Raw genomic sequence first — 14,357 nt, 5'->3', positions numbered from 1 at the left:
TATAATTATTAATGCTATTTTTTATAATATATATATAAACCTAAAATTTTCAATATAGACAATTTTTTATATTTTAAGTATAATAGTTTTTATATGATTAATGGAGATAATATGCAGAAAATAATTATTAAGAATTTGCTTGTAGTAAAAGATTTTGAAATGGAAATTAATAGATTTAATTTGATTATAGGCGAACAATCTTCAGGAAAAAGCACAATAAGTAAAGCAATATTTTTCTTCAAAGAAATAAATACTCAAATAAGATTTTATATATTTGCTTATAAAAATAAAATACAATACAGGATAAAAGAAATATATTATAATATAATAAAAGATTTTTTTATAAGTATATTTGGGAAATTGGAGAATATAGATAATGATTTATATTTAAAATATGTATACAAATATAATACTTATATAGAAATTACAAAAAAAAATAATAATCTAGATATTAATTATAGTGAGAATATAATAATATTTTTTAATAAATTAGAAATAGATATAAAAAGACTTTTTGGGGAATATTTAAATGTTAATAGTGTGGTAAGGTTTGAAGATATTTTTGAAAGAGGAATAGGTAAAGAAATAAATGATTTTTTTGAAAATGAATTAATAACTTATTATATACCAGCCTCAAGAAGTTCTATAGCATTATTGAATAATCAAAGAACTAGATTGGATTATAATACTATAGATTTTATATTTTATCCTTTTCTTACACTTGTTGAAAAAATAGAGTTCTTATTTAAAGATGGAGTTAGAAATTTTGTAAAAAATGTCAATGATGATGACAAAAAAATAATTTTAAATGAAATGAATAAAAAAATAGAAAAATATATGGGGGGGCAGTATTTTTGTGATGATAAGTTTGGATATATAAAATTGGATAATACTAATAAAAAAATACCTGTAGATAAAATATCGTCTGGACAGCAGGAAATACTGTGGCTTTTAAATGTTTTATTAGGTATAATATGGCTTAATAAAAAAAATATTTTTGTTATAATAGAAGAACCAGAAGCCCATTTATATCCTAATATGCAAAAAGAAATTATAGACTTCATTGTTAATTTTATGAATATAACCAATAGTAATATTTTGATTACAACTCATAGTCCTTATATATTGACAAGTGCAAATAATTTACTGTATGCTGGAAAATTAAAAGAAAATTATAAAAACAATAAAGAAAAAATTGAAAAAATTAATAATATTGTGGGGGAATATTCATATATTAATCCTAATGAAATAAATGCTTTTAAATTATATTTAAATGATTTTAGATATACAAATCTTATTAATGAAGAAAATGAAATTAACTGCGAAGAAATAGATGATATATCTAATACTATTAATGAAACATATACTAAATTATTTGATATGGAATTAAATAATGAACAGTAATTATGAGTTATTAAAAAAAGATGATATAAAAACTTTGTCAGATGCACAAACAAAACTTTATATAAAAGCAGATAATGATATTTTTATTATAAAAGTCGATAATGGTATATTTAGTGATGATGTAAAAAAATGTGATTATTTAGCATATAGAGAAAAAGAAGTTTCTAATTTTATAGAATTAAAAGGTCAAAAAATAGATAAAGCATATATTCAAATTATAGAAACGATTAAAAATATTTCAAATAATGTTAAGTTAAAACATTTAATAGATACTAAAGAATTAAAGACTTATATAGTTAGTAAAGAAAAAAATAAAATTCCTCATGGTATAGAAAATAAATCAAAAAAATTAGCAAAAATTTTGTATGATAAATCTAAAATAAAACCTAAGAATATGTTTAATTTAATTTATTATGTTATTGTTGTTTCAAATAATGATAAAAGACGATCTAATGGAAATAAAATAATATGTTCATCCAAAAATCCTCTAATATTATAATATAATTCTTATTTTTATTACTCATTTCTATTATATAATTGTACTATAATCAATTAATTTTCTATATACTAAGAATGTGGATTATTTTCTATAGGCGAACCTGAAAACTGTATTTCTGAATAATCTGCTCATATCAGTAATTAAACTTGTATCAATATCACGCAAATATATATTTTCATCTTTCGCCAACTTTTGCAATTCTTCTCTAGTTTGAGGTTTGTATTTAATTTTTGGCTATTTTATAATTTTTACATTCTTATATTTGGTATATCAAAAACTTTTCCGTTTTCAAAGTTTTTCACTTTCTCTTTTTCTGTAACGGTAATAAATACCTGTCCTAATGTTTTTATGTATTCAAGTATATTATCTCGTCTTGTATTATCAAGCTCAAGCATAGCATCATCAATAAGCAGAATAGGGGATTTTTTTCTGTATTCTGATAATATTTTTTCACTTGCAAGTTTCATTATAAGAGTAAACATTCTTTTCTCGCCCTGAGATGAGAATTTTTTTGAAAGCGAATCTTTGTAAAAGAATTGATACTCTGCTCTATGTATCCCAAAATATGTGGTACGCATTCTTATTTGTTCGTTTAAAGTGCTTTCTAGTTTTTTTATGTATTCATTTTCATTTGATATGTCTTCTATGGTAGACTGATATTTTATAGCATAAGGGTTTTCATTATTAAAAATATTTTTATAGATTTCATTCATTTTATCTTCTAAAAGAGAAGAATATTTTTTATTTTCACCAGCTATATAAATGGAAAGTTTGGCTATATCATTATTATAAATGTATGCTTCATTAGGTTTTGTAGTGATACAAATATTTCTCATTTTTAAGAGTTTATTATATTTGATTAATGCAAGCAAATATTCTGATGATATTGTTGATATTAGCATGTTAAAATAATCTCTTCTTAATTTAGGCTCTGCTATTACCAAGTCAGTATCATTTGGCAGAAATATAACATAAAGTATTCTTCCTATTAAATCTTTTCTTGAAGACACTTCTTTTTTATCTATAAATACCTTTTTTACTTTTTTTTGGTATGCTATTTCTATATTAGTGTCATAATTTAATTCATCTTCTCTGAAAATGCCTCTCAAAAAATAATTATCACTTCCATTTTGTACAAGCTCTCTGTCAAGTCTTGTTCTAAATGATACTCCGTTTCCAAGCATATATATTGCTTCAAGTATATTAGTTTTACCGCAGCCGTTATGTCCGTAAAGCACATTTATTTTGTCAGAGAATTCAAATAAATTTTCATTGTAATTTCTAAAAGAACGAATTGTAAGTTCTTTAAGTATCATTTTATTTAAGCCTTTTGTTTTATTAGTGAAAAGTATTATATATTAAAATATTAAAAATAGTAGTGTGAGTATTATATTAGACTTGTTTTAAAACTAATTTTTTATAAATTTGTGTGGACTAGTCCTACGAAGTACACAGTTGTGCCACGCTCTGCGGTCGGTAGGCGAAGGACTGCATATTTATATACTAGAATAATAAGTTATACAATATATAAAACATTGTTTTTATAATTAATAAATTACTAAAATTCATATATATAATCTTGTCAAGTAGTTTTGAAACAAGTCTATTAATAAAATAAAAGCATACTAATATGCATTATAAATATTAGTATGCTTTTTATAATTTAGAAATTTTTTATTTTTAGTCTGGTGCAGAAGTCTTTAAATTGATCCAAGTCTAATATAAATTGATTGAATAATGCATATCCCATAAATGAAGATACTGCAAATTTTATTTCTATATTTTTTGATTGAGATTGTGTTTTTATAGCTTCTTTATATATTCTATAAGTAAGCTCACTTTTAGGATTCAAATCGGCAAACAAAATAATACATTCTGCTTTTTTATCTAATTCTTTAATATCATCTGCATTTTTATCTGCTCCGCTTCTTAAATTTATTAATCCTAATTCTATTAATTGTCTAAATTGACTTATAGTTTGTATTTTTAAATCATCAAGATGAGAATGTCCGTCTAAATATAAGATATCACTAAAATGTTTATTCATATTATCAAAAGCATCTTTACCATATTTCATTTCTACGATACACAATTGGCATTTACTAATATTTTTTCTATTAGTCCATTTAAAACCAACTATATCAAATCGGCATTCTTTCATATCAGGATCTATACTTTCAATATCAACAAAATAATAATCCGACTCCAATGCCAATTTAGAACTTGTATTTGTTCTAACCACCAATTGCTGAAATTCTTTTTCTGTTTGGAAGTTACTTATTTGTGTATCAACTAAATTCTTTAATGCTACAATATTTTTAATCCATTCATCTACATTAGATGTATTTAATTCAGAATTTGAAAGATATACTTTATTATAATTTGATTTATCTATTCCTTTACCATCTTCAAATTTTAAAATACTTACTCCTCTATAATAAACATTAATATTATTTTCTCTTATACAAAATAACAAAGTATCATCTTTTTTTACTATATCAACTACTTTTATTAAATCTGGATCTTTCATAAAATCGTTTCTTAATTTTCTCATAATGATATCCTAAAAATATTTATAATAAAAAGGCTTGCTAATATTTTATTAACAAGCCCTGAATGTTTAAAACTTTTTATATTTTATTTTTTTAATTATTTAGCATTAGCAAACAAATCTTTTATATCTGTTTTCTCCCAAGTGAACTCTGGAAGCTCTCTTCCGAAATGTCCGTAAGCTGTAGTTTTTTCATAAATAGGTCTTCTCAAATCTAATCTTTTGATTATACCAGCAGGAGTTAAATCAAGCTCTTTAGTAACTATATTAGCCAATACTTCATCATGAACTTTTGCTGTACCGAAAGTATTAACATATACAGATAAAGGCTCAGGTACTCCTATAGCATAAGCAAACTGAACTAAAGCTCTGTCAGCTATGCCGGAAGCTACTATATTTTTAGCAACATATCTAGCCATATAGCAAGCACTTCTGTCTACTTTTGTAGGGTCTTTACCAGAGAAAGCTCCGCCGCCATGTGCACCATGTCCGCCGTAGCTGTCTACGATAATTTTTCTTCCTGTTAATCCGCAGTCGCCCATAGGTCCGCCTACTACAAATGAACCTGTTGGGTTAATGTAGTATTTAGTGTTTTCATCAAGCATATTAGCAGGACATATTTCACTAATAACATGTTTTTTTATGTCAGCTTCTATTTGTTTGTGATCAACGCCTGCGGCATGCTGAGTGGAAATAACAACGGCTTCTATTCTAGCGGCTTTACCGTCTTTATATTCAACAGTAACCTGACTTTTGCCGTCTGGTCTTAAATAGTCAACTATTTTGTCTTTTCTAACTTTAGCCAAACGCTCTGCCAATCTATGAGCTAAATATATAGTTAAAGGCATAAAAGTTTCAGTTTCATTTATAGCATAACCGAACATTATACCTTGGTCGCCTGCACCTTCAGAAACATTTGATGATTCAGAATTAAATAATCCCTTACCGGCACTAACACCCATATCTATATCAGGAGACTGCTCAGCAATAGCCTCCATTACCGCACAAGTATCAGCGTCAAAACCCATTTCGCTGCTTGTGTAACCTATTCGCCTTACGGTATCTCTGGCGATTTTTTGATAATCCAATTTAGCTTTTGTAGTTATCTCTCCAGCAATAAAAATCATACCTGTTTTTGCTAAAGTTTCGCAAGCTACTCTTGAATTTGGATCTTGTTTTAAACATTCGTCTAAGACTGCATCGCTTACAGCATCGCAGATCTTATCAGGATGGCCTTCTGTTACCGATTCAGAAGAGAAATAATAATTTTTTATCTCTGCCATAGTTTTACCTCTTTATTAAAATATAATCAATCTATTTTATATTAGTTAATATAAATAGTCAATAAAATATTTAATAATTATTACAATTTAGTATGAATAACTATTAATTTTTATAATAATTATTATTACATATAGTATTAATTAAATATTGTAATACATGTCAAACTATGGTATTATTAAGAATCTAGTTGTAGAAAGTATAATACTCAGGCATAAACAAAGAAAAGCTATTATTATAAACGGCTTATACAATTCTTTATACTGAATTAAATCATCATCTAATATGGGTTTTTTCTCTAATCTGTCTATTGTATTATAAACATTATCCAAAGCTGAAGCATTTTTAGCATTAAAGTATTTTCCGCCTGTAGTTGCTGCTATGTCAATTAAAGCTTCTTCATTAAGAGTAAAATCGGCTCTTATTCTTCTTTTACCATAGTTAGGATCATCATAAGTTACCCAAGCATGACTTCCATTAGCATCGCCTATACCTATTGTGTATATTTTGATATTGAAATTGGAAGCTATTTCAGAAGCTAATTTAGGATCTATTTCTCCAGAGTTATTTTCTCCGTCTGTAAGAAGTATAATAATCTTTTCATTATCCTCTTTAACACTTCTAAGCATATCAACAGCAGTTGCAATTCCAAGTCCTATAGAAGTAGAACCTTCTTCATCTATTTCTATCTTTTTTATTTCTTCTTCTAATGAAGTGTAATCAAAGGTAGCAGGTGATAGTACAGAAGCTCTCAATGCAAATGCTACTAAACTTATTTTATCAAAATTTCTTTTTTTTATAAAATCTATCATAGTTTTTTTAGAAGCTTCAAGTCTTGTAGGCATCATATCTTCAGCCATCATAGAAGGCGACACATCGACAACAAGAGAAATATAAACACCTTCTCCGTTAATATCCGATAAATGTGAAACTTTTGCAGGACGAGCTAAACCTATAATAGAAAAAGCAAGTGCCAATATTATAAATATAAATGGTATATCTTTTACATAGTATCTTGATTTTAACACTTTTGACATACTTACCCTTGGATGCTTTACTGAGTATGAATGATTTTTTCTTGTTTGTATATATAAAAATATTATAATAGGTAAAGTCAGAAGTAAGAATAAAAATTTTGGAGATACAAAAGTCATTTATTAATTTCCCTAATAATAATTTTAATATTAAAACATGCTAAATAATACAAAGTAATATTTGCTAAACTATTATACTAAAATACAGATAAAAGTAAAGTATTATATAGCCAATAGATGTATATTAATAATTAAATCTTATAAATATATAATTATTTGTTTTCTAATAACCCATCTATTATGAAAACAGACTTCTTAAACCTCGACTGATAATCTCCGTTTATAGAATAATATTTAATTTTTAGATTATCAAGTATATCTTTTATTTTCCTGCTGTATTTTTCTCGGTCATTTTTTATTACTTCGCTTCTGTCTCCGTCCTGAACAAAATCCACATCAGGTTCTAAAAATAATACTGCATCATATTTATTTATATTAATAATTGCCTTTGCTAATATTTCATTATTAATTATATTTTCATCTTTCAAAAAATGCATATAAAAATTTGTAATTACAGCATCAGTATCTATAAATAATATTTTATTGCTATGTTCTAATGCCTTTATTTCATTTAGTTTATGAGTTAAAAGTATTTCTGTAAAATCTTCTGAAAGCATAAGCAAATCCGTTCCAGATTTTTCGGATAATTCTCTGCCTGCTTCTTCTATATAGTTGGTATTATAATAATTCGCTAAATTAATTGTAAGTGTTGACTTTCCTGTACTTTCGCTTCCCAAAAGTAAAATTTTTTTTGTATAATAAGGCTTTACTATATTAGGAATATAATCCCAATACTTATAAACATTTTCTCTAATCTTTGTAGAACTTATTTCATTTCTCTCTATAAATATTAATTCTGACTCTTTATAGTATCTCGTATAAAAAGAATCTTTATCTTTATAATCATCTCCCAAAAATACTGCATCAATCTTTCTGCCTATAGCATTTTTAATTTTTATAGAATCCTCTTCCCATAAATCTTCTGTATAATCTTCTTTTGTTTTTGCATTATCTTCTATAAATAGAATTTTTACATTTCCTATATGTTTGGTTAATTGATAAATCCATCTGTATCTAATTTTTCTGTCAATTTCATTTCTATTATTTCCAATGCATAAAATTATATAAAGAGTTCGGCATTGATTAGCTGCTTCTATTATGCATCTTACATGACCTAGATGAATTGGATTGAATGATCCTGCGTACATTCCTACATTATACATAAAAACTCCGAATAATAATTATTTTTATTAAATACTTAATTTATCAATTTTTTGCAGCATTTGCTTCTTTGTACCATTTTATAAGCATAAATATAGCATTAACTAAATATACACTCCACATAAGTAAAGTTGCTATATTATCTCCTCCAATTGAAAAGTTAATATACCATATAGAAATATTTAAAATGTTTACTAATATCCACATTATCCATTGTTCTGAACATCTTTTTATGCATAGTATCTGAGCTGTTATAGCAAATACTGTACTTGCACTATCTACAAAGGGAAGAGAGCCTCCTAATTTTTTTAATATAAGTCCGTAAATAAATATTGATATAAAAGAGAAAGTAAATATTATAGTTTTATATTTATTATCCAATTTTGTTTTTATAACTTCGCTGTTTTCTTTATTTAAATTTCTGCTCCAAAGTATAAACCCGGCTATATTCATAGGTATATAATAGAAGACATTAAGCATAAACTCACCATAGTATTTGGCATTAAAAGCAATATACGAATATAGAATAGTATTAATCATTCCAAATATATATGAAGATAATTTTCCTTTACCTGTAAGTATTACGCATAATATACCGCTTATTGATGATACTATGCCTATAATATTTTCTTTCCAATATATAGAAAGCGACAATATTATACCGCTTGCTGTTAGTGTCCATAATACTTCTAAAGCTTTCCAATTTTTAAGTTCATTTTTTATAAAATTTTTCATTATAGTTTTTTTATTTAAATAATTTTTTATTATTCTATACTTATGTTGTATAAAGTCAATAATTTATACTTTATTAATATTATTGATTATGAAGAGTATAAAAAATATAACTGTTTTAATATAGAGAAATTAATAAATTATATCTTTAATTTAAATAAGAAACATTTATAAATAAAATATAAAAGACTTTAATAAAAACAAATCTAGTCTGAAATTATATAATTGCACTATAAATTAGAATTCTATTTATCGCGTGCAGTTAAAAGCCATAAAATTTAAAAAATGCTTGGGTGGGTATGCTTTTTCTTGATTAGTTATCAATATAAATAAAATACATATTACAGAGTAAACTATAAACTTAAAGGGTGGGAAATTAAAATAAATTTTCTTTTGAACTTTTCTCTAATCCCCCGCCCACTATACTTATTAATTTTTTTAAAATTAAAATTAATTTCTTTCTTTGTTTTATATAGATATCAAAGCACCCGCCCTAGCTTTTATTAAATTTAGAGCTTTATATAATTTATAAAAAATAAAATCCTTTACAATTTGAAATCTATTTAGTATAATCTTAAATATTTAAATTTATAAAAGGGATATAATTATGCTTAATGATGAATTACAGGAATTAAGAAAAGAAATTGACTCAATAGATAAGCAGATAGTAAATTTGATAGATGAAAGAATGAAAATAAGTTTGAAAGTGGGGGAGACAAAAAAGAAATATAATGCCCCTATATTCGATCCTAAAAGAGAAAAAGAAGTAATAGCAAAAAAAATAGAATTGCTTGAAAATAAAGAATTATCAGGATTAATTACTACTATTTATAATGATATAATGTATACATCAAAACAGCTTCAGAAACATTTGATTGGAGGATATAATTCAGCAGAAGATAAAAAAGATGATAATAAAGAAAATATAAAATACGATGAAAAAATAGTATATCAGGGCAGAGAAGGCGGAAACGGACATGAAGCGGCTTTAAAATTTTTTGGTGAGAATGCTAAACTTGTAAAGAAAGAACATTTTGATGATGTACTTGAGAGCATAAGAAGCGGAGAATGTTATTACGGAGTTTTGCCCTTAGAGAATTCTTCCACAGGGATGGTTAATGAAGTTTTGGATATACTTGCTGATTATAATTGTAAGATAGTCGGAGAAGTTTATCTTCCTATAGAATACGGACTTATGGCAAAAAAAGGCACTAGTATAAAAGATATTAAAAAAGTAATATCCCATCATCAGGCTTTAAAACAATGTTCTAATTTTATAAAAGAAAATAATTTTGAAGAGTTAACATCATCTAATACAGCAGAAGCAGCATTCATAGTTTCTAATGGAGACGATAAAACTATGGCTTCCATTTCTAATAAGCATTCTTGCAAAATTTATGATTTAGAAATGCTTGAAGAAAATATTGAAAATATTAAAGGCAATACCACTCGTTTTATTATAGTTGCTAATTATGATAATGCTTTAACAACAGGCAATAAAATGACTATCAGATTTCTTCTTCCTCATGAAGAAGGAAGTTTGGCGGATTCTTTGGAGAAATTAAAAAGTTTTAATTTAACTTCTATAGTAAGCCGTCCGCATGTTGAAAGAAAATGGCAGTATTATTTTTATATTGATATGACAGGTGATTTTAAAAAGAACAAATCAGAGTTTGAAGAGTTTAAAAAAAGCGTTGAAAATTTAATTATTTTAGGTGTATATAATGAATAATAAAGATATAAAAAATAGTAAAATTATATTTATTATAGGTTTGCCGGGATGCGGAAAAAGTGCATTATCAAAAATGCTCGCTAAAAAATTAAATTATCAGTTTTATGATATGGATTCTTTTATAGAAGATAAAGAGGGCAGTACTATAACAGAGATTTTTGCTAATAATGGAGAGACTTATTTTAGAAATCTTGAAAGTGATGTATTGCAGGAATTAAGCAGCCTAAGTAATGCCGTCATATCTACAGGCGGAGGTATAGTTCTCTCTGAAAAAAATAGAAATATTATGAAGGATAAAGGATTAACTATTTTTGTAGACAGAAATCCTGACATCATACTTGAAAATATAGATCCTTCTCAAAGACCTCTTCTTGCTAAAGATAAAAATAAATTGTTGGAATTATCAAAACAAAGAGACAGATTATACAGAGAATCAGCACATATTATATTCACTCATCACAGTTGGGAAGATAATATTGATAATACTTTTAAAAAATTTTATGAAAGCATAAAAAATTACTGTTGATAAAATTTGAAAGAAGCATTATATTATTTAATTTATATAGCTAATTATATATTATAATAATGTTAGGATTAAAGTATGATAGCGGTTTTTGTTAATATGATAGCAGTTCTTGTAGGTTCTGTTATAGGTTTTGCATTTAAAAATAAATTATCAAAAAGGTATGAAGAACCTGTTTTTATAGCAGCAGGTATAATATCTCTTACTATCGGTATAACTATGGCTATAACTACAAAGCATATATTGATATTTGCTGTGTCAATAATGCTTGGAGGAGTTACAGGTACATTCTTTAGAATAGAAGAAAAAATAGAATTTTTCGGAGAGTTTTTAAAAAATAAATTTGCTTTTAAGGAAAATTCAGGTAATTTTGCTTTAGGATTTTTAACTTCTTCAATACTTTTCTGTTCAGGCTCTATGTCTATATTAGGCTCATTTCAGGCAGGAACTCAAGGTATATATGATTTAATATTCACTAAAAGTGTAATAGACGGATTTGTTGCAGTATTTATGGCTACAGTTTATGGTATAGGAGTTGCTTTTTCTATAATAAGCATATTTGTATATCAAGGTGCTTTAACTATACTTTCATCTTTTTTAGAGCCTTATGTTTCTGAAACAATGCTTAATGAAGTTTCTGCTGTAGGAGGGGCTACAGTTATGATGATAGGAATAAATTTATTAAAATTAACTAAAATAAAAACAGGAGATTTTCTTCCTGCTTTAATTTATTCTATTTTACTTGTTTTACTTATACCTTATATTCAATTTTTATGATATAATATATAAAAAATGTTAGGAGATATTATCAATGGAAGACATATTAAAAGAGTATATTGACTACACTAAGCAAAAATCAAATGTTGAAGAAGTTGCAAATAAAAAACTTGTATCTCAAAACGAGAAATTCTTAAAATTAAAAGAGTATGTAAAAGAAAATCATGATAAAGAATTGGATATATGCAGACAAATAGCATCAGAATTTGAAAATATGGATATACTAAAATCATACTATGCTGCCAATTTTGTAGGACATTCAATTCATCATGAAGATATAATAGATGATGAAATAGGTAAAAATATTATTAATTTATTTTTTAGAAATATAGATAATGCCTGCCGTTTTATAGAGAATGCCGCTCAGCTTTATAATGTAGACGAAGATGATCTTACTGATGATGATATAGCCCGCATTAATATAGATATTATGTACAGATTAGATTATAAACCATTAGAGGCATTTATTGGAATTGATATGATGATTCCTCCTGTTATGACGGTTATATGTTCTAATCAGGATTTAAGAAAGTATTTTATTAATTTAGGACTTGAAGATCATATAGAATATTTAGAGCCTTATATTAATGCTTTATCATATATACATATTGGTATAGAGGCATGCTGTAAGACAAAAATTCTTGTTCTTTCTTCTAAAGTACAGAGAGGTTTTTATATAGAGGCTTCAGATATGAGTAATGGATATTATCTTATAACACTATTAGAAGCAGAATTATATAAAAAAGGATTATTAAAAAGATACGGTATAGATAATTATGAGTTTAATGAAACTATTTATAATATAGCCATTGGAAATGAACATCCTCAGGAATTAATGGAAACAGAGGCACATCAGCAGTATTACACCATATATGCACTTCAAAAAGACGGCAGTTACAATATTGAAGATGAGAATGGTGAATTGGATTGTTATAAAATATTATATAGTGATATGTCTCCGGAAGAAATTCCTGATTTAGACGGCACTCATATACTGATTATGGATAGTGAAGGAATGTGGACAAAACCTGTAAAATGGGATATAAGCTATTTCACAAAACCTCATCAGAAATTAAAACCTTATGTGAAGATATTAGATGAAATATCAGAAGAAGAATATAATACTTGGATAGAAAAAATAAAGAATTCTAATTAAAGCTATAAAGGAGCAGCTGATAACTGATGAATGAAGTTGTCAGCTGATTTTTAATAATGCATAAATAAAAAGTTTATCGCTAACAACAATATAAAGCTTATTTAATTAATAGTTTTATTTTAATTTTCTGATTTTATCTTATTATCTTATAGAAGTTTTGAATTCAGCTGTAAATGTGGAATCCTGATTATCTTTTACTGTTGCTTTAGCATTATAAACGGCAGAAGGAAGATATTTACCATTTTTATCAAGTCCGGACCATATACAAGATGCTGTTTTTTTTGAAGCATCAATAATTAAATCTTTTGAATCCATTAAATCACCATTTTGAGAATATATTTCCACTTTTGCACTTATAATTTCACCGCTTTCAATGGATACCTTATATGTAGTATTCTCACCGTTAGAAGGCGAAAAGGGATTAGGGTAGTTATAAAACTCAGAAAGAAGAGAGCTAGGTTTATTAGGCGAGCATGAAATATAAAGGAAAGCTAAAAGAAGTATTATTAAAACATTTCTTTTAGCTGTCCATATTTTTAATAAATTACTTATCATTAATGTTATCAGTCAGTAGTAAATAATATTCTTCCGCAGTGGAAGCACATAATAATTTGATTTTGTCTTCTAACTTCATTAACAGTCATTTTAGGTATAGCAACATTACAAGCACTGCATTTGTAATTTTCTATTTTAGCTAGGGCTTCACCTTTATTTTCTTTAATCCTTTTGTAATTTTCTAATACAGCAACATCAATTTTGCTTAATATAGTGTCTTTGTATTTTTTATACTCTTCTAAAACAACATCAGATTTTTGCTGAGAGTGAGTAGAGCTGTAAAGTTCATAAGCTTTAATTTGTATTTCAGCTCTTTCAAGTTCAATTAAGAATTTAATTTGTTTTTCAGCTTCAAATTTTTCATCTAATTTTTTGAATGATTCTAAAACAGAAGCAAGTTCATCATAGCTTTTAGTAGCCATAACTTTATCAAGTATTTCTTTTTGATTTACCAAGAAGAAAATTTGAGAAAGGTTTAAAAGGTAATCCTGTGGGTTATCAAGATCGGAAAGTATTGCAAATACAAGTTTAACAGGACTTTTTTCATCAGAGTCTGAATCATAGTTAATTTCATCTTTTAAGAAACCAACAAATATATCAGTTTTTCCATAACCTTGTATTCTTCCATGAGGAACAGCAACCCCATTTCCAATGTTAGTAGTGTATTCATCTTCACGTTTTTTGAATGCATCGAATATAGCATCTGCAGAAGCAGAAGCAACTGGTGCAATTTTTTCACTTAACGCTCTAAAAAGTGATTCTTTGTCTTTTGATTCCAAGTCTTCAAATACATGTTCTTTTGTGATTTTGTCAATTATTTTGAGCATACAAT

14 protein-coding genes are annotated in these 14,357 nt (G+C 26.2%); 6 read left to right on the top strand and 8 right to left on the bottom strand.

Annotation, left to right across the window (positions count from 1 at the left end):
- Positions 1-111: 111 nt before the first annotated feature.
- Both BHAMNSH16_RS04090 and BHAMNSH16_RS04085 read left to right on the top strand, forming a co-directional pair.
- Positions 112-1,404: an AAA family ATPase gene (locus tag BHAMNSH16_RS04090; RefSeq protein WP_241033650.1), complete on the top strand. Its 1,293-nt coding sequence runs from the start codon at positions 112-114 to the stop codon at positions 1,402-1,404.
- Positions 1,394-1,903, top strand: coding sequence for a hypothetical protein (locus BHAMNSH16_RS04085; protein WP_069731600.1), 510 nt, complete (start codon positions 1,394-1,396; stop codon positions 1,901-1,903). Before BHAMNSH16_RS04090 ends, BHAMNSH16_RS04085 begins: the two co-directional genes overlap by 11 nt.
- Before the next feature lie 248 nt (positions 1,904-2,151).
- On the opposite strand, the gene recF is transcribed toward BHAMNSH16_RS04085, so the two are convergent.
- The 6 genes from recF to pnuC all read right to left on the bottom strand — a co-directional run bounded on the left by recF (position 2,152) and on the right by pnuC (position 8,785).
- A complete protein-coding gene (gene recF / locus BHAMNSH16_RS04080; protein ID WP_008731048.1) occupies positions 2,152-3,219 on the bottom strand; it encodes a DNA replication/repair protein RecF in 1,068 nt (355 codons plus the stop codon).
- A gap of 347 nt (positions 3,220-3,566) precedes the next feature.
- Positions 3,567-4,457: a hypothetical protein gene (locus tag BHAMNSH16_RS04075; RefSeq protein WP_008731050.1), complete on the bottom strand. Its 891-nt coding sequence runs from the start codon at positions 4,455-4,457 to the stop codon at positions 3,567-3,569.
- A gap of 95 nt (positions 4,458-4,552) precedes the next feature.
- The gene (gene metK / locus BHAMNSH16_RS04070; protein WP_008731052.1) at positions 4,553-5,737 is read right to left on the bottom strand and encodes a methionine adenosyltransferase; all 1,185 of its coding nucleotides are present in this window, start codon (positions 5,735-5,737) and stop codon (positions 4,553-4,555) included.
- Between the two features lie 165 nt (positions 5,738-5,902).
- The gene (locus BHAMNSH16_RS04065) at positions 5,903-6,889 is read right to left on the bottom strand and encodes a vWA domain-containing protein (RefSeq protein WP_008731053.1); all 987 of its coding nucleotides are present in this window, start codon (positions 6,887-6,889) and stop codon (positions 5,903-5,905) included.
- Between the two features lie 152 nt (positions 6,890-7,041).
- The gene (locus BHAMNSH16_RS04060) at positions 7,042-8,052 is read right to left on the bottom strand and encodes an AAA family ATPase (protein ID WP_008731055.1); all 1,011 of its coding nucleotides are present in this window, start codon (positions 8,050-8,052) and stop codon (positions 7,042-7,044) included.
- Between the two features lie 43 nt (positions 8,053-8,095).
- Positions 8,096-8,785 carry a nicotinamide riboside transporter PnuC gene (gene pnuC / locus BHAMNSH16_RS04055; RefSeq protein WP_008731057.1) on the bottom strand — a complete coding sequence of 230 codons (690 nt, stop codon included), beginning with the start codon at positions 8,783-8,785 and terminating at the stop codon, positions 8,096-8,098.
- A 604-nt stretch (positions 8,786-9,389) separates the two neighbouring features.
- Between pnuC and BHAMNSH16_RS04050 the strand changes: the two genes are divergently transcribed.
- From BHAMNSH16_RS04050 to BHAMNSH16_RS04035, 4 genes are all read left to right on the top strand, one after another.
- The gene (locus BHAMNSH16_RS04050) at positions 9,390-10,514 is read left to right on the top strand and encodes a chorismate mutase (protein ID WP_008731060.1); all 1,125 of its coding nucleotides are present in this window, start codon (positions 9,390-9,392) and stop codon (positions 10,512-10,514) included.
- A complete protein-coding gene (locus BHAMNSH16_RS04045) occupies positions 10,507-11,040 on the top strand; it encodes a shikimate kinase (RefSeq protein WP_008731062.1) in 534 nt (177 codons plus the stop codon). Before BHAMNSH16_RS04050 ends, BHAMNSH16_RS04045 begins: the two co-directional genes overlap by 8 nt.
- A gap of 75 nt (positions 11,041-11,115) precedes the next feature.
- Positions 11,116-11,814: a DUF554 domain-containing protein gene (locus tag BHAMNSH16_RS04040; RefSeq protein WP_008731065.1), complete on the top strand. Its 699-nt coding sequence runs from the start codon at positions 11,116-11,118 to the stop codon at positions 11,812-11,814.
- Positions 11,815-11,848: 34 nt separating this feature from the next.
- Entirely contained in the window at positions 11,849-12,970 is a 1,122-nt protein-coding gene (locus tag BHAMNSH16_RS04035; RefSeq protein WP_008731066.1) for a hypothetical protein, read from the top strand.
- 141 nt (positions 12,971-13,111) lie between these two features.
- On the opposite strand, the gene BHAMNSH16_RS04030 is transcribed toward BHAMNSH16_RS04035, so the two are convergent.
- Together BHAMNSH16_RS04030 and BHAMNSH16_RS04025 are read right to left on the bottom strand one after the other, a co-directional pair.
- Positions 13,112-13,525, bottom strand: a complete 414-nt coding sequence (locus BHAMNSH16_RS04030) for a hypothetical protein (protein ID WP_008731069.1) — start codon at positions 13,523-13,525, stop codon at positions 13,112-13,114.
- A gap of 8 nt (positions 13,526-13,533) precedes the next feature.
- Positions 13,534-14,352: a PTS sugar transporter subunit IIA gene (locus tag BHAMNSH16_RS04025; RefSeq protein ID WP_008722992.1), complete on the bottom strand. Its 819-nt coding sequence runs from the start codon at positions 14,350-14,352 to the stop codon at positions 13,534-13,536.
- Positions 14,353-14,357: the final 5 nt, after the last annotated feature.

This window comes from Brachyspira hampsonii (assembly GCF_002214805.1).
Classification (GTDB): Bacteria; Spirochaetota; Brachyspiria; order Brachyspirales; family Brachyspiraceae; genus Brachyspira; species Brachyspira hampsonii.
This window is presented reverse-complemented; position numbering and strand designations above follow the sequence as displayed.